The organism is Lachnotalea sp. AF33-28 (assembly GCF_003477885.1).
Classification (GTDB): domain Bacteria; phylum Bacillota; class Clostridia; order Lachnospirales; family Lachnospiraceae; genus AF33-28.
Map to the genome: position 1 here is coordinate 30,959 of NZ_QUEE01000015.1, position 20,604 is coordinate 51,562.

Annotated in this window: 15 protein-coding genes and 1 CRISPR repeat array (1 of these 16 running past the window's edge); all 15 genes read right to left on the reverse strand. The window is 50.2% G+C overall.

The window, feature by feature from the left end; translation table 11 throughout:
- Nucleotides 1-773: a CRISPR direct-repeat array (repeat unit 31 nt; unit sequence ATTTCAATCCACGCTACCGCGAGGTAGCGAC) (it extends 44 nt beyond the left edge of the window).
- Nucleotides 774-1,109: 336 nt separating this feature from the next.
- The 15 genes from cas6 to DWZ56_RS18085 all read right to left on the reverse strand — a co-directional run bounded on the left by cas6 (nt 1,110) and on the right by DWZ56_RS18085 (nt 20,597).
- Nucleotides 1,110-1,991 carry a CRISPR system precrRNA processing endoribonuclease RAMP protein Cas6 gene (gene cas6, locus DWZ56_RS18015; protein ID WP_118557997.1) on the reverse strand — a complete coding sequence of 294 codons (882 nt, stop codon included), beginning with the start codon at nt 1,989-1,991 and terminating at the stop codon, nt 1,110-1,112.
- A 1-nt stretch (nt 1,992) separates the two neighbouring features.
- On the reverse strand, nt 1,993-4,275 hold the full coding sequence (gene recQ, locus DWZ56_RS18020) for a DNA helicase RecQ (protein WP_118557998.1): 2,283 nt from the start codon (nt 4,273-4,275) through the stop codon (nt 1,993-1,995).
- A 134-nt stretch (nt 4,276-4,409) separates the two neighbouring features.
- Nucleotides 4,410-4,781, reverse strand: coding sequence for a VOC family protein (locus tag DWZ56_RS18025; RefSeq protein WP_118557999.1), 372 nt, complete (start codon nt 4,779-4,781; stop codon nt 4,410-4,412).
- Entirely contained in the window at nt 4,771-5,499 is a 729-nt protein-coding gene (locus DWZ56_RS18030) for an MBL fold metallo-hydrolase (protein ID WP_118558000.1), read from the reverse strand. Before DWZ56_RS18030 ends, DWZ56_RS18025 begins: the two co-directional genes overlap by 11 nt.
- 94 nt (nt 5,500-5,593) lie before the next feature.
- Nucleotides 5,594-6,970: an MATE family efflux transporter gene (locus tag DWZ56_RS18035; protein ID WP_118558001.1), complete on the reverse strand. Its 1,377-nt coding sequence runs from the start codon at nt 6,968-6,970 to the stop codon at nt 5,594-5,596.
- Nucleotides 6,970-7,857: a 16S rRNA (adenine(1518)-N(6)/adenine(1519)-N(6))-dimethyltransferase RsmA gene (rsmA, locus tag DWZ56_RS18040; RefSeq protein ID WP_118558002.1), complete on the reverse strand. Its 888-nt coding sequence runs from the start codon at nt 7,855-7,857 to the stop codon at nt 6,970-6,972. The genes DWZ56_RS18035 and rsmA overlap by 1 nt, the downstream gene beginning before the upstream one ends.
- 85 nt (nt 7,858-7,942) lie before the next feature.
- Complete coding sequence (locus DWZ56_RS18045; protein ID WP_118558003.1) at nt 7,943-8,707, reverse strand: TatD family hydrolase; 765 nt, start codon at nt 8,705-8,707, stop codon at nt 7,943-7,945.
- A gap of 163 nt (nt 8,708-8,870) precedes the next feature.
- Nucleotides 8,871-10,820 (reverse strand): methionine--tRNA ligase, encoded by a 1,950-nt coding sequence (gene metG / locus DWZ56_RS18050; protein ID WP_118558004.1) that lies wholly within the window; start codon nt 10,818-10,820, stop codon nt 8,871-8,873.
- Nucleotides 10,821-11,141: 321 nt separating this feature from the next.
- The gene (locus DWZ56_RS18055) at nt 11,142-11,993 is read right to left on the reverse strand and encodes a DegV family protein (protein ID WP_118558005.1); all 852 of its coding nucleotides are present in this window, start codon (nt 11,991-11,993) and stop codon (nt 11,142-11,144) included.
- Between the two features lie 388 nt (nt 11,994-12,381).
- Nucleotides 12,382-14,001 (reverse strand): extracellular solute-binding protein, encoded by a 1,620-nt coding sequence (locus DWZ56_RS18060; protein WP_158584653.1) that lies wholly within the window; start codon nt 13,999-14,001, stop codon nt 12,382-12,384.
- Nucleotides 14,002-14,135: 134 nt separating this feature from the next.
- On the reverse strand, nt 14,136-15,167 hold the full coding sequence (locus tag DWZ56_RS18065; protein ID WP_118558007.1) for a carbohydrate ABC transporter permease: 1,032 nt from the start codon (nt 15,165-15,167) through the stop codon (nt 14,136-14,138).
- Nucleotides 15,109-16,068 (reverse strand): carbohydrate ABC transporter permease, encoded by a 960-nt coding sequence (locus tag DWZ56_RS18070; RefSeq protein ID WP_118558008.1) that lies wholly within the window; start codon nt 16,066-16,068, stop codon nt 15,109-15,111. Before DWZ56_RS18070 ends, DWZ56_RS18065 begins: the two co-directional genes overlap by 59 nt.
- Nucleotides 16,068-18,296 (reverse strand): DUF5696 domain-containing protein, encoded by a 2,229-nt coding sequence (locus tag DWZ56_RS23225; RefSeq protein ID WP_442911450.1) that lies wholly within the window; start codon nt 18,294-18,296, stop codon nt 16,068-16,070. Before DWZ56_RS23225 ends, DWZ56_RS18070 begins: the two co-directional genes overlap by 1 nt.
- Nucleotides 18,214-18,402: a (Na+)-NQR maturation NqrM gene (nqrM, locus tag DWZ56_RS23845; protein ID WP_118558010.1), complete on the reverse strand. Its 189-nt coding sequence runs from the start codon at nt 18,400-18,402 to the stop codon at nt 18,214-18,216. Before nqrM ends, DWZ56_RS23225 begins: the two co-directional genes overlap by 83 nt.
- Nucleotides 18,403-18,437: 35 nt before the next feature.
- Nucleotides 18,438-20,597 carry a hypothetical protein gene (locus tag DWZ56_RS18085; protein WP_118558011.1) on the reverse strand — a complete coding sequence of 720 codons (2,160 nt, stop codon included), beginning with the start codon at nt 20,595-20,597 and terminating at the stop codon, nt 18,438-18,440.
- Nucleotides 20,598-20,604: the final 7 nt, after the last annotated feature.

The following is a 20,604-nucleotide window of genomic DNA, read 5'->3' on the forward strand; positions in this document are numbered from 1 at the left end:
TGCTGTTGCCGTTTGCTATGTGTATTTCAATCCACGCTACCGCGAGGTAGCGACAATCATCCTCCTTTCTTGTATTTGTACGGTTTTCTATTTCAATCCACGCTACCGCGAGGTAGCGACACATGCCCGGTCATATATGTAGATGTGGAACGCAATTTCAATCCACGCTACCGCGAGGTAGCGACACACGCCGGCCGACATTTATATCATCAACCGGGAATTTCAATCCACGCTACCGCGAGGTAGCGACAGAGGTAGCATGGGAATATGCTTGTAAACTGCATATTTCAATCCACGCTACCGCGAGGTAGCGACTTAAGTTCTTTTGTTTGTTCGTTTCTTGGTATCATTTCAATCCACGCTACCGCGAGGTAGCGACGACTGCATTGCCTCCAGGATCGCCGCCTGAACATCTATTTCAATCCACGCTACCGCGAGGTAGCGACCGTTCGGGGGGCGTTTATCGTCTTAATGATGCAGGTATTTCAATCCACGCTACCGCGAGGTAGCGACTGCTTTGGATCAGGTTTTACAGCTTGGTGCGGATATTTCAATCCACGCTACCGCGAGGTAGCGACTACGGTGATCCATGATGGCGGAATCAGCGTAAACGATTTCAATCCACGCTACCGCGAGGTAGCGACGGTATAAAAATGTATAATAATAGCGCATGGCTAGATTTCAATCCACGCTACCGCGAGGTAGCGACCATCCACCGCCCAATCGAGCAACCCGCCAACCGATTTCAATCCACGCTACCGCGAGGTAGCGACTGCAAAAATTCGCAATATTACACACATCATTTTCGCCCAATCCATAATTCAAACATACAATTATCCAGTTTCAACAAATAAATCCGACTTTTCCAAGTCAACTGCCCACCCCACACAAACTATTTTGGTGCGAACCTCCCGGCAATTTTATGTTCACTTAAGGTTCGCACCAAACGCCATACAAAATTTCTATCAACTTTTTATGTCCACAACCCAATCACACTTTCTGCAATCTATCCTTATATTACTGCAAAATTAAGTAAATATCAACAATTATTAGTAATTTTGCTGTAAATTTTCACTATAATACACCTTAAATGCATCCACCCCCTGGATTCAACAAAATATCACATCGATTTTCCCATATCCCAGCGTAACATTTCTGCCAATATGCAGCACCTCTGCCGCGTTCAGCCAGGGAATAAATGGGACCAGATCACCTTCAAAGGTCATAGCGCCCATCAGGCCGCTCCAGTCCATTTTTTCTTCGTGGCGGCTGGAATACCGGTCGATTTTACACAGATATAACCCGGAAGATGTCCGCTGCACTTTTAAGGTCAGCTCCTGCAGCCGCTGAATCTCTTCCTGATTCACAAATCCGCCGTATCTGGCGGTCAGTTCCGACATCCTGCGCGTGATGTTGCGTATGATCGCAGGGAAATCCAAATCCATGACCAGCGCGCCTTTCCGCCGTATGCGGAGCGGAGTTCGCAGCGCTATAGAACAATGGCTGCATTCAGGCAAAGTCTCATCTTCCGTCAGTGTCTCCGGCTGCGCTCTCTCCGGCAGACTCATCTGCCCTTTCTTCCATATATCTGTCATCTGCTTTCCCTGCATAATTTCAGTCAGCACGAACTTCTTTCGCTCAGCGCCCAGACCGAAGGTTCCGCCCTCAATCAACGCCCGTATCAGTTCGCCGGAATACTTCATCGCCTCCCCGATCAGTATGATCTGGAAGCAGAGTTCATCTCCCGGTTTATACTGTCCGTGAAAGCCAGGAGGATCTATGATATAGGGATTTACAATATCCTGGGCGGCGCCTCCCAGGCGCCGGTTCTCATAGATGTACTGATAAGCCTGTCTGTGAGAGAGCAGCGTCCATCCCAGCACGCCGTGCAGCGCAGAGCCGAGATATTGTGGCAGGCTGGCAGCCTCACAGCATTCCAGCCGGAGGCGCAGCGGCAGATACGGTATTGAAAAGTGCATGTTTCTGTCCATTTCACTGTTTTCCTTTATCCGTAAGCATCTTTATCAGCATTCTCTGGGCCTCTTCCTTATAGAAGAGAACATCATATTCGTTCCCCTTTTCACTGACTCTCGTTTCGGATACGATACCGGATTCCTTTCCCTTTTTCGAAGCCCGTTTTGCCGGCCTTTGATTCACAAAATACAGCTCCAGGTATCCCTCATCAATAAGCTGCTGCTCCACGGATTTTATCGTCAGGCGTTTCATGGACTGATCGTCCCGCAGATCATTGAGCTGGCCCACAAAATCACTTAGGGAAGTAAGATCGGAATAATGGATCTGCGATAAGATTTCCTCCGTGATAGAAAAATCTGTTTTTCCTTTCTTTGCCGGCCTCACCATGGCCCCTTCGGCTCCCGGATTTTTAATATCAGCTTCCTGCTCTGTTCCTGCCTCCGTGTCAATCCCCAGATCATCCAACGCCTTGCGGATGCACTCCACAAATCTCAATCCGTATTTTTCATATTTAAATTCACCTACGCCGGACACGGTCAGCATCTGAGCTTTTGTAAGCGGTTTTACAACACACATATGTACCAGCGTTTTGTCTGAAAATACGATGTAAGGCGGAAGGTTCTCTTCTCGGGCGATGTCCGTACGCAAGCCGCGCAGTCTCTCAAACAGCGCATTTTCTGACTCTGTAAACTGTGTTCCGGACGGCAGGCTTTTCCTGGACTTCTTTTCGGATTTGACTTTGGCGGGATGTTCCTGCTCCTTGGCCATCTTCATCAGGACCTGCTCCGATTCTTCCGTGACCAGACGGGCTTTCTGTGCGAGTTTCACAACCGCATACTCATCATTGGTGATTGCCAGATAGTCACTTAGCAGGAGATAATTCAACACCTGCCGCAGTTTAAATACGGGCACATCCGCAAGCTTTGCATAATACGGGTTGCCATCCATCCGATACTGCCGGATTTTAGCCGTGTTGGCGCCATGGACGGTGTCGATGATCACTGTGGTGCCGTACCGCTGATGGCTGCTCTCCACACAGCCGATCAGGCTTCTTGCAATATCGGTCACATCCACCGTTTCGAACTGGCTTAAACAGTTGGAGCAATTGCCGCAGTAGTTGCTGCCATACTCACCGAAGTACCTCAAAATATAATCGCGGAGACACTCGTTGGTAAAGCAGTAATAGGTCATCTTCCTTAACCTCTCCCGGTCCCGCTCCTGGACCATCGCTCTGGTCACCGGATCCAGTTCCTGATTCTCCTGATTATGATCGATAAACAGCTGATTGGTGATCACATCCTGTCCGCCGTAGAGAAGTATACATTCCGAAGGCTCACCGTCCCTGCCCGCGCGGCCGGCTTCCTGATAATAGCTCTCCATATTTTTCGGCATATTATAATGGACAACGAACCGGACGTTAGACTTGTCAATTCCCATACCGAAGGCATTGGTGGCCACAATGATCAAACGGCGGTCAAAAATAAAATCGTCCTGGTTCTTACGCCGCTCTGAATCGCTTAGCCCCGCATGATATCTGGTAACAGAAAATCCGTCATCCGTCAGACGGTCGCAGACTTCCTCCACGCCCTTCCTGGTCAGACAGTAAATAATACCGCAGTCGCCGGGATGGCAGTCCAGATAGTTCTTGAGCACCGCATACTTATCCCTGGGGGACTGAACACAGAAGTACAAGTTCGGACGGTCAAAGCCCGTCGTCATAACCAGCGGGTCCTGCAGCATCAGGATATCGATGATATCATCCCGCACCTCCTTTGTGGCGGTTGCGGTGAAGGCGCATACGATGGGCCTTCTGGGAAGCTTTTCGATAAATTCCACGATTTTTAAATAGCTGGGCCGAAAATCCTGTCCCCACTGTGAAACACAGTGCGCCTCATCCACCGCCACCATGGAGATCTCGGCATTCAGCGCAAAATCCATAAATTCCGCAGTTTCCAGGCGCTCCGGTGCCACATAGATGATCGGATACCGTCCGTCCCTTGCATATTCCAGCGCTTTATAGTATTGGCTTGCGGTGAGGGAACTGTTCAGATAGGCGGCATGAACGCCGGCCTGGTTTAAAGAGCTCACCTGATCCTTCATCAGAGAGATCAGGGGCGAGATTACAAGAGTGATGCCATTCATGAGCAGAGCGGGAATCTGATAACAAAGGGACTTGCCGGCCCCCGTGGGCATAACGCCCAGCACATCCCTCCCGGCCAGGAGGCTGTCGATCAATGCCTCCTGACCTTCGCGGAAGGAATCATAGCCAAAGTACTGTTTTAATATTTCATATTTATCCATTTTTTCTCTCCGTATACGGTCTGTCACCGGTCTAAGGCCTGTGCACACTTCTGTGTGCTGCCGCCGTCAGATTACTGTTCACGGCTGCCCCGCTATGCGCGGGACGTTTATGGCAGCCGTGAACAGTAACGCTGTCAGCCTTTTACAGGCAGCACCTCCAGCCAGTACCCATCCGGATCATTGATAAAGTATATGCCCATGGCCGGATTTTCAAAGCAGACACAGTTCATCTCCTTGTGTTTTACAAGCGCGGCGTCAAAGTCATCCACGGTAAACGCCAGGTGAAATTCATTGTCTCCCAGGTCATACGCCCGGTCAAAATCTCTAAGCCACGTCAGTTCCAGCAGGTGTTCCGACTGCCCGTCCCCCAGGTAAACGATGATGAACTCACCGCTCTGCGGCTCAATACGGCGCGTTTCCCTAAGTCCCAGCGCCTCTTCATAAAAAGCCAGGGATTTATCCAGATCCCGTACGTTCAGGTTATTGTGTGCGAATTTAAATCTCATAGCTGTCACCGTCCTTTTTGATTTCTATGATTTTGTCCCTGTATTCCAGAGAACATCTATCCTTCTTTAATCTGTCAATGACCGAAAAATCGCCCCAGCAGTGCATCGGAAATGCGCGGTCCGCATGTGCTGTTTTCATAAAACAATCAAAGCCCAGGTAATAATCCTCTTCCTGTCTGGGATCCAGAGGAAGAAAGGCAAGTTCAAAATGCCTGCCCTTTATCTTATCCATTTCGCGCAGGAAATCCCTTTCCATGCTGCGGTTCCAATCATCCCCTTCTTCCCACCACTTCCACCAGTTCAGATCGCCTGCATGGTAGATACTTCTGCCTTCACAGCTCACTATAAAGGCGACCCCCTCATCTGTGGAGGCCAGCGTCTCCACGGAAATAGAAGATTGTCCTTCTCTGTACTCGCAGGATACATTTTTCCCGATGTATCGGATCCGATCCCGCGCGGGATTGGGGATGCCGATCCGGTCCATATATTTACTGTTCATACAGATATCGCCGGACAGTATAAAAAGGATATGCGGATATCTCTCTGCCAATTCAAATATTTTCTTATCATAGTGATCATGATGCTTGTGGCTGGCAAAGACATAAACCGATTTTTCCGGATCAAATTCCGGTATTTCCCCCTCAAAATAATCAAACAGAAGGACGGATCTTTCCAGTTCCACCGAAAAACTGCTGTGGTGAATATATGTGATCTTCATACGGCCTCCTTTTCATGTTCCAACTGCAGATTGATGACCTGCATACACTTCAGCGTGCTTCCTCTTTCACCGAACACTGCCTGCGCGCTTAACCCTATTCCTTCGCCGATACTCCTGCACAGGATGACCTGCCGAATCTTAAAAGCAGAAACACGAAAAGCCATGCGGGCAGGATCAGGCCCTTTAATATGCTGGAGATGCTGATGCTCCACCAGATGCCGTTTAAGCCCAAAGACGTTTGGGCCAGAACCATGGCCAAAGGGATCCTAAGTCCTGTAAACACGATTCCTACCAGAGAAGGAGGTACCGTCCTCCCCAGCCCCTGGAAAGTGCCGGCGGAGGCGGCCTCAGTGCACATAAACAGCTGGGACACTCCCAATATCCTAAGATAATCGATTCCCATAGGGATCACATCACTTTCCGTGATAAAGATGCGGAATAGAACCTCCGGAAACAGGATCAGCACGGCGGATGTGACAATGCCCCAGGCCATCATAACGCCCATGGCGGAAGCATATCCTCTTTTTACTCTCTTTAACCTGCCTGCCCCGTAGTTCTGAGCTGTAAATGCATTCACCGCGCTGCCAAACCCGTCCGCTGTCATCCAGGAAATGGACTCAATCTGACTGCCCACCTTCTGAACCGCCACGGCGGCATCCCCCCATCCCGCAATCAGCCGGGCAATGATCATAGAGATGCCGGTAAACAGCAGGCTCTGTACCGCGACTGGAAATCCGATGCCAAGTATCTCCCGATAGCAGGACGCCTCTGTTCTGCGCAGCAGATGAAGCCTGGAAAAAATGACCGGATCTTTTCTGACAATCAGCAGATAGACAACAAACACGATCACCTGTGCCAGCACGGTCGCTATCGCCGCACCGGCCACCCCAAGCGCGGGCAGCGGACCGGGGCCGAATATCAGTACGGGATCCAGCACCACATTGATCAGCAGCCCGATGCAGGTGGCGCGGAAAGTCACTCCGCTGTTGCCCATGGCGGTCAGCAATCCCGTCAGTATCTGATTTAAAAACGTAAATACGACGCCTCCGCAGGTGATCACCAGATAGATTCTCGCATCACGGATCACATCCTGGCTGTTGAGGCGGAAAAAGCCGATCAGAGGGCCGTTAAATATGACGGCAATAATACCGTAGATCATGCCGCAGATGATTCCCATCCACAAGGATGCCCTCGCATAGGATATGGCACGTTCCGGCTTGTCCGCCCCCAGTGACTGGCCGACCAGCACCTGGCCTCCCATCCTGGCAAGCACCGCAAAACCGCTGGACAGCCAGAGATACATGCCGGAAGCCCCCACTGCGGCAACCGCGTTGCTGCTGATCCTTCCGATCCAGATCATATCGGTCAGGTTGTACGCCATCTGCATGAGCGATGTGCCCATGATCGGCAGCGCCAGTCCTGCCAGCGCCGTCATAATATTTCCTTCAAGCAGATTTCTGTTCTTACGCATTATTTCTCTCCGCCATCGTTTCCTCCCATACCGCTTAAGCAGTTGGCAAGCTGCGCGAACTGTTCCAATGTCAGTGTCTCACCGCGCACAGTGGGAGACCAGCCGAGGCTTTCGATGGCCTGTGCAATTGTTTCTTTGGTCAAGGTGATTTCCGGCGAATTGTTCAGTCCGTTCTGGAGGGTTTTCCGCCGCTGGTTAAAGGAAGCCCTGATCAGCTTCCAGAAAAGCTCTTCGTTATCCACATTCACCGGTTTTTTTTCATGCTTTGTCAACCGTATCACCGATGAGCCCACCTTGGGTCTGGGGATAAAGCAGTTGGGAGGCACATTGGCCGCTATATAGGGCGAAGCATAGTACTGCACCGCCAGGGAGAGCGCGCCGTAGTCTTTGGTACCCGGACCGGCCTGCATGCGGTCAGCCACCTCCTTCTGCACCATTACGGTGATATTGATCAGCGGCACCCGGCTCTCAAACAGCCCCATTATGATCGGTGTCGTAATATAATATGGAAGGTTGGCCACCACCTTGATGGGTTTTCCATCATTCTGCTCCTGCACCAGCCGGTTTAAATCCAGCTTCAGGATATCTCCGTGTATCACGCTGACATTGTCATAATCCTTCAGAGTTTCCTCCAGAATCGGGATCAGGTTGTCGTCGATCTCAACCGCAGTCACTCTTTTGGCCGCTTCCGCCAGATATTGGGTCATGGTGCCGATGCCGGGACCGATCTCCAGGACAAAGTCTTCTTTTGAGATGTCCGCCGCCCGCACGATCTTCTCCAGCACATGGGTGTCGATCAGAAAATTCTGCCCGAACCGCTTCTGGAAGTCAAACTCGTATTTCTGTATGATTTCAATTGTTTTTTTGGGATTTCCCAGTTCCGCCATGTATTCCTCCGCTCATGTATTCCTCCGCTTACTGTATTCCTCCGCGCCGCCAGTTTATGCAGCAGCACGGCTGTGCTGCAATCGCCTATATGCCGTAAAATCTTCTCGCATTCCCATAAGCGGCATCGATAACACTATCATAATCGATCTCCTTTAATTCGGCAATAGCCCTGGCCACCAACGGCAGATTTAAAGAAGAATTCCGCTTGCCTCTGTTGGGAACAGGCGCGAGATAGGGGCAGTCGGTTTCCAAAAGCAGCCTGTCAAGTGGAGCGTATTTGACCACTTCCTTAAGCTTTTTCGCGTTTTGAAAGGTCACCACTCCGCCAATTCCCAGATAATATCCCATATTCAGATATTCTCTCGCCATTTCCACAGAATAAGAGTAGCAGTGAATCACCATCCTGTGATCCGCCCCGCCTTTTGCTTTGATTATATTCAGCGTATCCTCTGCCGCATCTCTGGAATGGATGATCACCGGCTTATCCAGTTCCCGGGCCAGATCCAGCTGGCGCTCAAACCAGTATTTCTGCACGTCCCGGCCCGGGGTGTCCCAGTAATAGTCCAGGCCGATTTCCCCTACGGCCACAATCTTGGGCAGCTGCAGGGCTTCCTTCAGATCCCTGATATCGCTCTCCTTCAATTCTTCCGTTTCGTTGGGATGAATCCCCACCGCCCCGTATACATAGGGATATTGTTCCGTCAGCGCGACGGTACTTTTAACACTTGCCAGGCTGGCACTCACATTCACCACATATCCGATCCCCACGCCGGGCAGCTGACTCATCAGGCTGTCTCTGTCACTGTCAAAGGCTTTATCATCATAATGAGCATGTGTATCAAATATCATCTCTCAGTCCTCCTAATTGCCGCCGTCACCCATGACTGCCGCAGTGCGATCCCAAGCGGAGCGATTTTAATCATTAAGCCGTATGTTCCTATTGAAAAATAATACGGACAGCCCGATGCACATCAAAGCTGCGCATAAAGGCTGCCCGAACTGTTACCATATATCAGCAGATCTCCGCCCCTGCAGGCATGTCTTTCTCCGGAGTCATCAGCGCCAGATTGCCTTTATCGTCCTCTGCGCACAGCAGCATCCCTTCGGAAAGCACTCCTGCCAGCTTCGCCGGCTTTAGGTTCACAACCACCATTACCTTCTTGCCGACCATCTCTTCCGGCGTATAATATGCCTTGATGCCGGATACGATCTGCTTCACCTGGCTGCCGATCTTCACCTGCGAGCACAAAAGCTTCTTGGATTTCGGAACAGCTTCGCATTTAATGATCTCGCCCACCTGGAACTGGAGTTTTGCGAAATCATCATACGTGATCTCCGGCTTAGCTTCGATATCTATCACGGGTTCTTCCTCTTTAACAGGTTCCGCTGCCGGTTTGGCGGTTTCCGCCTTTGCCAGCACTTCCTCTAAATCCATACGGGCAAACAGGATTTCAGGCTTTTCGGTCACTTTCCTGCCGCTTTCGTATTTACCGAACGCATCCAGCTCTTCCATATCCCGCAGCTTCCCGTTCAGCTGATCCGCGATTCGGTCAGCGGTCTCGGGCATATAAGGCTTAAGCAGGCTGGCGCCGATCAATATGCCTTCCACCAGATTATACAGCACCTCGGCCAGGCGGTCTTTCTTTGTCTCATCCTTCGCGAGCACCCACGGCATGGTCTCATCGATATACTTGTTGCAGCGCTTGAAGAGATTGAAAATCTCGGTGATGGCATCGGCCACGCGCAGATCCTCCATCTTCTTCTCCACATTTTTTACCGTGGAAAGGGCGAATGCTTTCAGTTCCTCATCCACCGGTTCGCTTGCGCCGGTGCAGGTCACACTGCCGCTGAAATATTTATTGGACATGGAGATCGTCCGGTTCACCAGATTGCCCAGGGTGTTGGCCAGGTCGGAATTAATCCTCTCCACCAGAAGCTCCCAGGTGATCATGCCATCGTTATCAAAGGGCATCTCATGGAGCACGAAATAGCGCACAGCGTCCACGCCGAACATATCCGTCAGGTCATCGGCATACATCACATTACCTTTGGATTTGCTCATCTTGCCGCCATTCATCAGCAGCCAGGGATGTCCGAAGATCTGCTTGGGCAGTGGCAGTCCCAGCGCCATCAGCATGATCGGCCAGTATATGGTATGGAATCTTAAGATATCCTTGCCGATCAAGTGCAGGTCAGCGGGCCAGTATTTCTCAAACAGGCTGCCGTTTTCGCCGTCCAGATCATATCCAAGGCCCGTGATATAGTTGGAAAGTGCGTCAATCCACACATATACCACATGCTTATCATCAAAATCCACCGGCACGCCCCATTTGAACGAGGTCCTGGATACGCACAGATCCTGCAGGCCCGGCAGAAGGAAATTGTTCATCATTTCATTTTTTCTGGATTCCGGCTGAATGAATTCCGGATGGCTGTTGATGTGGTCAATCAGCCTCTGGGTATAATTGCCCAGCTTTAAGAAATATGCTTCTTCCCTGGCAGGCTGTACCTCTGCTCCGCAGTCGGGGCATCTGCCATCCACCAGCTGGGAAGCGGTGAAGAAGGATTCGCAGGGCTTGCAGTACATGCCCTCGTAATATCCTTTATAAATATCGCCCTGTTCATAGAGCTTCCGGAATATCTTCTGCACCTGCTTCTCATGGTAATCATCGGTAGTGCGTATAAATTTATCATAGGAGGTGTTCATCAGATCCCAGATTCTCCTGATCTCACCCGCTGTCTGATCCACGAATTCCTTCGGCGTCACACCCGCTTCATTGGCCTTGTCCTCGATCTTCTGGCCATGCTCGTCCGTACCTGTCTGGAAGAAAACATCATAACCCTGCATTCGTTTATACCTGGCAATGCTGTCGGCCAGCACGATCTCATACGTATTCCCGATGTGCGGTTTGCCGGAAGTATAGGCGATAGCCGTGGTAATGTAATAAGGTTTCTTTGACATTTTCTATTTCCTCCATATATTAAGTATGATTCCCATAATTATAGTATATTTTACGCCTTTAGTCAAAACAATCCGAATTAATTTCGGCGGTTGTTTGACGGTTGTGTTACTGCTCACACGCTGCCGATAAAGCAGTGTATGAGAGGGCAGGGTATGGTCCTCATAGGGATCCCTTGAAGCCCGCCGGTACTTATTGCTGTGTATTTTACAGCATTAGTACCGCTGCGCGCTTCACGGAGCGAGAGCGGGTCCCAATGAGGACCATACCCTGCCCTCTCATACGCGGGAATTTTTCGGTAACTGAGAACAGTAACACGGTTGTTATAAGGTCATGAACAAAACGCCTAAAGTATTAGGACCGCAGTGGGAGGAGATGGTGCAGCTGGCTTTGGTGATATGGATCTCATCAAAGTCCATAACCTGGCCGATGGTTTCTTTAACCAGGTCGATCAGCCCCTGATCGATCCCGGAATGGGTGATAAATATATGCCTGGTATCGATATTCGGATAACGGGTCAGCTGGTCTTTCGTATATTTCACAAGAACGTGTTCCAGGCCGCCGCGGTATTTCTTTCCCACATGCATTGCGCCGCTTCGGTTGTCCACTTCTATGCAGGGCTTCAGATTCAGTATACCGGCCCCTAATGCCGTGACCGCGGAGCATCTGCCGCCCGCATGCATAAATGTGAGCGTGTCCAGTATAAAGCTCGCATGGCATTTGGCCGTATCCTCTCTAAGCCGGGCTGCAATCTCCGATGCATTGAGTCCCTGCTCTCTAAGCCGGCCCGCTTCCAACACAAGCAGCCCAGTCCCGGTGGACAGGTTACAGGAGTCCACCACCTCCACATTGCCTGTCTCTTTGGCAGCCAGCACGCAGTTCTGGTAGCTGCTGGAGATGGCGCTGCCCAGGTTTATATGCACTACCTGCGACCCGTCCGCCGTGAGCTTCTCGAAATACTGCCGGTATTCCTCTACATTTATGGCCGCTGTTTTGGGCAGTACCTTTCTGTCATAAAAGGCCTGGTAGATCTCCTCGGTCGAGATATTTACATTGTCCAGATAGTCTCTGCCTTCCAGCAGGATGTGCAGCGGATAAAAGTTCACCTGATACCGCTGCTGCAGCTTTCTGCCAAGATCACAGGTGCTGTCTGCACTTAAGATAACCGTACTCATATTGCTCTGTCCTCCGTTATAATTTTAGCTGACACGGCCCCTCCGGGGGATGCGCATGATTTTCTACGGTAATTGTCTGCTTCGCAGACGAAAATCAGCGCAGGTATAATATCTATCGATATTATACCATAAAAATCCGTGGCGAACAGGCCCTGACGCCAAAATATTCCTGGACATTTCCTGAATTTCCATATTATAGATGATACGTATTGACTTTCCATAAGATCACCATGGACAAAATATATAAAATTGACAGTCAGTCAAAACAAAGGGTCTGTATGAACGGATGCTCCCGCTCATACAGACCCTTTAGCTTCATATTTTTTGCTGTGTACACTTACACTTAATGGCCTGTTTCAGTCATTTAGCCAATGTGTGAGAAGCAGAATCAGTTGCCTGCTGCATGATATAGATCATTCATCTCCTTGATCACGTCGTTGCCGCCGCTGCGTTTCCACTGTTCCTTTGCTTCCTGCAGTCCCACATCGTCAATGATTCCCTGGATGTAGTTTAATCTGGCCTCACTGATGATTGTATCCAGCTCTGTACCTGACGCAACATAGGTCGGGGAGGTATAGGGAGCACCGTAGTTGGGTACTACATACTCCTTGTCTTCCTCATACAGCTGCTGCTCTAACAGCTTTACAGGGTCGGTAACAGGCTCTGCAGGGATTCTCTTTTCAGTTTCATCCGGGGTGGACCAATAAGGCAGCAGCTGGTTGTAGCCCTTGCGGAAATCGCCGGTCAGCACGCCGAGAGCCGTCTTTTCTTCCTCGTTGAGCATTACATAATAGCCTTCATCGGCCATACGGTATGTTACGTTTTCATATCCGCGCTCGATTAAGTCCAGCATTTCGGCATCGCCTAAATCGTCCAGGAACTGAAGCACTCTCTTTAACTCTTCCTCTGTTTTCACCTTTGATTTGGAGATTACCACCATATCGGCATAACCCAGGGTAGGGAGACAGCGTTTGCCGTATCCGGCATCGATGGCGCCCACCAGCATGGTCTCTGCAGGGATTCCTTCTGTATCAAAATATCCCTGGTTTCTGCGGAAACGGTCCAGCACGTCCGCACTGGCTCCTGCCTGTCCGCCGCGCAGCATAACATCCCAGTCACCTGCCGGATAAGTGGCGAAATCCGGATTCACCAGGCCCTCTGAATAGATCTTGCGGAACCACTTCAGCGCATTGTCATATTCTTCCGTCAGGAAGTCCGGAACCAGATCTCCGTTGTCATCAACGCCCCACTTGTTGGGAACTCCAAACCAGGTCTGCATAATATCCCAGGTTCCTGCATAGCTGGATACGCCCAGGCCATAAGTATCGTTCTTGCCGTTTCCGTCAGGATCACCGTTGGTAAACGCCACCAGCATGTCGTAGAATTCATCGATGGTTTCCGGTTCCTTAAGGCCCAGATTGTTCAGCCAGTCCAGACGGTAACCAACGCCGTTACGCGCCAGTGTTCTGGAGCGAGGGATACCGTAGAGCCTTCCGTTAATCGACGCGTTTAAAAATACGGTTTCTGTGATCTCATTCAGATTCTTATAGTCTTTATAGTAATCTGTCACATCCCAGAACGCGTCATTCTGAACCGCGTTAAGAAACTCTGCGGACTTGCCTGTGATCAGAATGCTGGGCAGATCGCCGGATGCGAACAGAAGCGTCAGCTTCTCATAGTACATATCCAGGTCATACCAGATCCATTCGATCTCAGTGTTGGTATACGTTTCAAGATCCTTGTGGAATTTTTTAACAATTTCCTCGTTGTCGTACTCGCTGGAGCCATAAGGAAGCATAATGCTAAGCTTCAGCGGCGGGAGATTTTCCTCCGCGCTTGTCTCTTCGCCAGTAGGAGCCGTTGTAGTCTCACCCCCTGTGGTTACGGCTGCCGTGGTCTTTTCCGGATCGGTGGCCTGGGTATCCTGGCCGCTGCACCCGGCGGCTGTAAGCAGCATAAACGCTGCCAGCAGGCCGGCAATCCATCTCGTTCTTGTTTTCCTTTTCATAGAAATTCCTCCTTTCCTGTCACCATGCCAGAGGCTGATGACCTGCACACACATCCGTGTGCGTATTTATTGCTTTATGATAACCCCGCCGCCCGTATGCGGACGGCGTTGTTTCCGTGATGATCATGCAGGTATTATTCACCGGTGATACCGGTTCTCTCAATTCCCTGCATAAACTTGCGCTGCGCAAACGCGAAAAAGATCAGTATGGGGGCGCAGATAATTGCCGCGCCGGCCATGATCACCGAGTTGTTGAGCGTGTCTTCCCCCTCCTGCAGTCCCAGGTTTGCAAGCATCTCAAACAGCGATTCCGGAGGTGCATTTACGATGGAGACAATGCTCTTGATGCGCGGGGGCAGAAATCCCAGCTGTGCTTTATTGATGTAGATCGCAGGCTCATAAAAGTCATTCCAATGCCACACCACGGAAAGCACCAGCGCCACAACCAGCGTGGACTGGGCCAGCGGAAACACAATCTTCCAGTACGTCTTAAAGAATCCGCATCCGTCAATACGGGCAGCATTTTCCAGATCTCTTGGAAGTGTCAGGTAGAACTGGCGGAAGATAAAGATATACAGCGCTCCTTTGAGTCCAAACCCAAAAAAGGTCGGAATGATGAGCGGAATATAGGTATCCAGCCAGCCGAGCCTGGAATACGTCAGGTAAAGCGGTATAATGATCGTCTGCACCGGTACAATAAAAGCCAGTATTACGCAGGCGAACAAAAACTTCTTAAACGGGAAATTATACCTCGCAAACCCGTAGCCGATGAAGGAACAGGAGAGCACATGCCCCAGGGATGCGCACACGGTCACAATGACCGAATTGCGCGCGTATCTTCCCACCTTCAGAAGATCCGCCGCGATAAAGTAATTTTCAAATTTCAGTTCCGTCGGAATCCACTGCACCGCCAGATTATTCAGGTCGGAATTGGATTTCAGCGATGTGATGATCATATATAAAAACGGATAGAGAAATACAAAGGCCAGGCCCAGAAGCAGCATATACATCGCGATTTTTACAATGATTTTCTTCACGCCTGAAGCTGTGGTTACGCTGTGCTTTAACTGGCGCAGCCAGATGGCCGGCCTGCCGTTAAGGAGCGGCTTAATGCTTTTTTTTGCTTCCCTGGATTGTAAATACTCTGTGTTTTCTTTCTCTGCCATGCTTTTTCACCTCCTCCACCTCATTGGTGTGCATATAATTTTTCATCAGCGCAAATACAGCCGCCACCACCAGGCCTACAAACAGGAAATAGATCCACCCCATTGCGGCTCCGTATTCAAACTGAGCTTTTGTAAAGCCATAGCTCTGGATATATTCCAGCATCGGATTCGTTACATTCGTAAAGGAATCCACAATTGTATAGATCAGATTTAACAGGAGCATCGGCGAGATCATCGGAATTGTAACTTTCCAGAAGACCTCCCATTCCGTGGCCCCGTCAATCTTTGCCGCTTCATACAGCGCCGGGGATATGCTCTGCAGCCCTGCCAGAAACAACAGGATCTGCACGCCGCATCCCCAGAGCACCAGCACAATCACACCCAGCACATTCTGTACCGCTTCCACCACCGTTCCTCCGAAATAATTCAGCACATTGTAAGGGATGATCCTGCCGTCGGTGATGGAGAGCACCTGCGTATCCACGCCCTGGTTGAGCAGCTGTTTCATCACCTCACCGGTACCGAGCAGAAACGGGATAAAGAAGATCACGCGGAACATTCCCTTTCCTTTAATGTCCCGGTTGACCATAATCGCAATGATCAGCGACAGGACGATGGTAAGGGGAAATTTAACGATGGTGTCCTTAACTACCTGCAGAAAGATCGGTACGAAATTCACATCGATCAGAAACGCCCTAAGGTAGTTGGTCAGCCCGGCCCATGATATTTTCAGCCCGATGATATTGTCTATTTTTCCGAAACTTAACCTAAGTGACAGGAAAACCGGATAAACAAAGAATGCCAGCACGCCGATGATAAACGGACTGACAAACACAAGCCCTTTCATCCGGTCCTTGGTACGCATGGACAGCTGTTTTCTTTTTCTTTTCTGTTTGCTCATCAGCGCACCTCCCCTTCTGTTATGACATAGCCTTTGGCCGGCACGGCAGCGCCTTTTATTTCCCTGTCGGCATCATTATAATTGATCAGCACCTGCACCCCGTTGTCATATGTAATACCGACCACGCCGTCTTCCAGCCTCTCGTGCCGGATCATCTGCCTGCCGTAGATCTGCTGGAAATTTCTCGCAAATTCCTGATAGGTTTCTGTAATCCGGTCCTTCCAGACATCATAGGTTGAAGTGAATACATAATCGAAATCGCTTTCCCTAAGGTTGATCGCATCTTCATTGGTTATGATAAAATTAGGCAGCGCGCCGTATTCAATCCATTTGAGCTTCTGTATGTCCATATCATAGGAAAGGTTTCCCGGATCTGTGGAGTAGGGGATCAGTCCCGACAGAACCATCTGCACAAACGGGATCGAGGCATCCGTGATGGAAAGCCCAAAGGCGCTGTCCCGCACATGATACAGATAGTCCGCACTCTCATAGACATACTGGTTCATGCCCTCACAGGCCAGAGGGCGCTTTTGCTCCTTCACCTGCGCAAATATCTCTTTCCACTTTTCCACCGTCTGATTTCTTGTAAAGGGCGCCGATTTATTATAGTCGGGATAAATAATTCTTCCCATATACTGGTATGCCGCGCCCAGACTGCTCCAGGAGGAGAGCTTATCCAGGAAATCCTCACTTCTTTCAAATGCGGCCTGCGGGTTTAACAGATACCAGTTGGTATCATATCCGGAAGCGGATACCGGCAGGTTCAAGCCGTCGTACACCACATCGCCTGTAGTGGAAAAACCTCCGTTTTTCTGCATGGCAAAGATGAAGTTATTCTCCAGATATACTCTGCCGCCGCTGTTTTTCTGAAGATATTCATCCAGCTCTTCAAGCCCTTTTCTGCCGCCGAGCTGGCTGGCTATGGGCCAGTAGTCCGGATAATTCTCTCCGTCTTTCTGCCAGGAGCGCAGAAGTATCTCCGTATCGTTTATCCCCCGCTCCTTCAGATCCTCCATGATGGCCATCAGCTCGGAGATGCTTGTCATCTTAACATATTCGTCCAGTATCATCTGAGGCTTTGTGATGCCCATGATCACTTCCAGAGACAGAGGCATTGCGTCCCCTTCATCGATGACACCCTTAAGCTGTCCCGTCGCGAGAAGATATTCCCGATAGACATCTGCCATACCGCTGTAGTCCGCGTCCTCTCCGTTTAACAAAAAGTACCGGATCTCCCGGTCCTCCGCATTCAGCGCCTTATCCACCCGCTGAATTTCCTTGCCGTTAGCCGTTTCTCCCACACCGCTGGAAACATTGAACATATTTACGTTAAATACATTTCTTGTATAAATCTCAAATCCGATGTGGTTGAGATTTACCACATATCCGGAAGGATATCCCACCACTCCGCTGTTCTCCGCTCCCTGTGTAAAGGCCGCCAGCAGCGCGCTGCTTCCGTTTTTGATGCCGAATACGGGAAGGGTTGCGGTATATCTCTCGTACAGGCTTTCATTCATAAATTCCTCTACGGTAAGCGTTTTATTGGAATAAGTCCTCCACATGCCCGCCTTAATGCTGGCAGGGCGATGATCGGCATTGGCATAATCCGTAACCGCACCGCTGCCGTCCGGATAAACAAAATATCCGTCCACCTCATCACCGGCACTTCCTAAAAACGGCAGTATCTCCAGCGTTGTAATCACAAACTGTGACTGCTCTTCAATCCTGTCCGCAGGGATCCGGACCACAAACTGTCCGTCCTCAAGCAGGTACTCAACGCTTAAGAAGATGCCCGGCTGGGTAAATCCGTAACGCACCCTGACTCCGTTATCCAGGTACTCCGTCTCCAGGTAATCACAGTCCGAGGAACTGAACACCTTGGTCGGCGGCGCATCCCTCTGCTGCAGGTCGTTATAGCTCACCGTCAGCACGGACTTTAAATAAGAGGCCCACTGTTTATTGACCTTTTCAGTGTCATACACCTCATCGTCCACAACGCTTTTCCATACATAACCGCTTTCCAGATCTTTCAGCTGGACGGTTCCTTTTGCTTCGTTATAATAGAGCTCCATCTTATCGTTACCGGCTGCCCGCCGGTAACTGCCCTCATCCTCAAAATCTACATTTCCCTCAACCGGCACATATTCATACTCTGTTCTCACGGCATTTTTCTGTGCATTGGCAACGCTCACTGCGCCCCAAATCACCAGTACCGCCACAACCAGCATGAACAGGATAAGTCCCAGCCTTTCTTTCAACACTTTTTTCAACATAAAAGCCTGATCCGCTCCTTTCGCTGTCACCAACCGTAAGGTTGATGACCTGCGCGCACATCAGTGCGCTTGATTTTCAATCCGCTTCTGGCGGTATTACAACATGCTGACCTGAAACTCCTTCATTACCTCCAGCACAAACTGCACAAGGCGCGCAAACAGGATATAGAAAAGTCCCAGCACCAGCCAGATCACAAGCATCATAAATATGGTGACGATCACCATGCGTATGGTCTTGCCCAGCGAATAGTTATTCAAAATCTTCATACTGAAAACCAGTATCAGGAACATCCACAGGTAAGCGGCGGCGGAGAAAATACCGTACCAGGACTGCTGTGATTTTGACAGGATATTCGACACAAACATCAGCGGCACATTGATCACGATAAACGGCAGCAGCGCCAGCATGGAGGTGAAAAATATCTCCCCAAACTTGCTCTCGCCTTCCGATATACTGGTCGCCGCAAATGCAGCCGGCACCCAGGTAAGCGGCACTATAAAGAGCTTCACCGCTTCAAATATCGGATTGGCATCCGCAACTTCTATGGACGCCAGCGGATAATGGACAATATAGATATAGGCGATCCTTACCAAGTAGGCGGCGGCCATGATGATCAGCGCGGCCTTCAGATTGATCTTTGTCTTTTTGTACCGTACGCCTTCTATGGTATCCAGAGGATGCAGCAGAACATTGTAGGAATATTTGATGCCGCTTACGACGCCCATTTTCTTTGATTTATCGTGTACAAAGGCCCAGTAGGCCTTCTTGGCGCCTCTGCCGGATGCCACGAGAAACCAGCACACTGCGGCGATAATGACCGCGGCGATCAATATAATCCATACGAAATTTTTTCTTAGCACTTCGTATTTGTACTCATCAAAGGACTGTGTATAGATATCCCGGTTGCCCACGAGCATGCTCTCTTCCATGGATTCCTTCCAGCGCCCCTGTTTATAGAAGGTTTTGGCGATGCCGGCATGAGCCAGCTCATAATTCTCATCAATGGCCAGCACCTGTTCCCACAGCTCGTAGGATTTCTCATAATCCCCTTCTCCGTAGGCGGTCGTAGCCTGATGTACCAGCTCTATAAACTGGGTCGGTTCAAAGATCTGCACGTTGTTGTTGAGCCGGTCCACAATATAGAGCTGGCCTTCACTGTTTACCGCTATGGCGCTGGGTCTTGCGAATTTTCCGTTCTGTTCACCCAGGCCTCCGAATGCCACCAGCATATTGCCGTCCTGGTCATACTGGTAAACCTTGCCGTTCAGCTCCTCAATCACTGTCACAATCCCTTTTCCGTCCACAGCGATATCGCGGAATATAGGCTCCATATAGTTTCCGTTGTCGTCAAAATACTCGCCGAACTTGAACTTGCTTCCGGCAACCACCGCTTTCAGCACCTTTTTCTCGATGAATTCCGTAATTGGGTTTTTAATGGAATTTCCGATGGTTTTATACTTGCGGTATGTATTGTTGCCGATGGAGTTCAGCTTTTTGATCTCGCCTTCCTCCCTCTCAAGGCTGGTGGCATAGATCATGCCGTCCGTACCCAGCGTCAGATTGATATAAGAGGATGCGAGACGTTTGGTCATAAACTTGCGCTGGCTTTCCGAGGCAAAGATTCGTGTCATTGCCTCTGCCAGGCTGTAGCCGATATTCGTCTGGCCGTACAGCCCCCGAAAGCCGTTGTTGCCGTCGATGGCCATGATGTTTTCCCCGCGGACCACATAGATATAACCCGTCGGACTGACCACCAGCTTGGACGGAGTAAAAGGCGCAGAACCGGTAAGTCCGGATTCAGGATTTGTAAAAACCTCCACCAACTCTCCTTCCGGGGAAAGGTGGACGATACGGCTGTTGCCCGTGTCGGCCACATACATGTCCCCGTCCTCATCCACAAATATTCCTTCCGGCATATTGAAGGGCTGATCGGCCGGCCCGTGATAGATTCCGGCCGTCTTAAGATCGGGGGTCATCCTGACCACCCGGCTGTTTCCTGTGTCCACTATGTAGATATTGTCTTTGCTGTCGATAAAGATATCCTGCGGATCTTTTAAAAACGGGCTTTCGGATTCATATTCGCCGATGTTGTTGATGCTTCCGGTCACATTATAGGCTTTCGGAACGGGCAGCCGGTAACTGCTGTTTCCCGTCACATAGTCCGTTTCCGAAGAGGCCTCTGCCGTATCCGGAAAACACAGCACCAGGAACAGAAACGCCAGCAAAAGCGCCGTAACTCTCTGTAACTTTTTCATAGTCTCC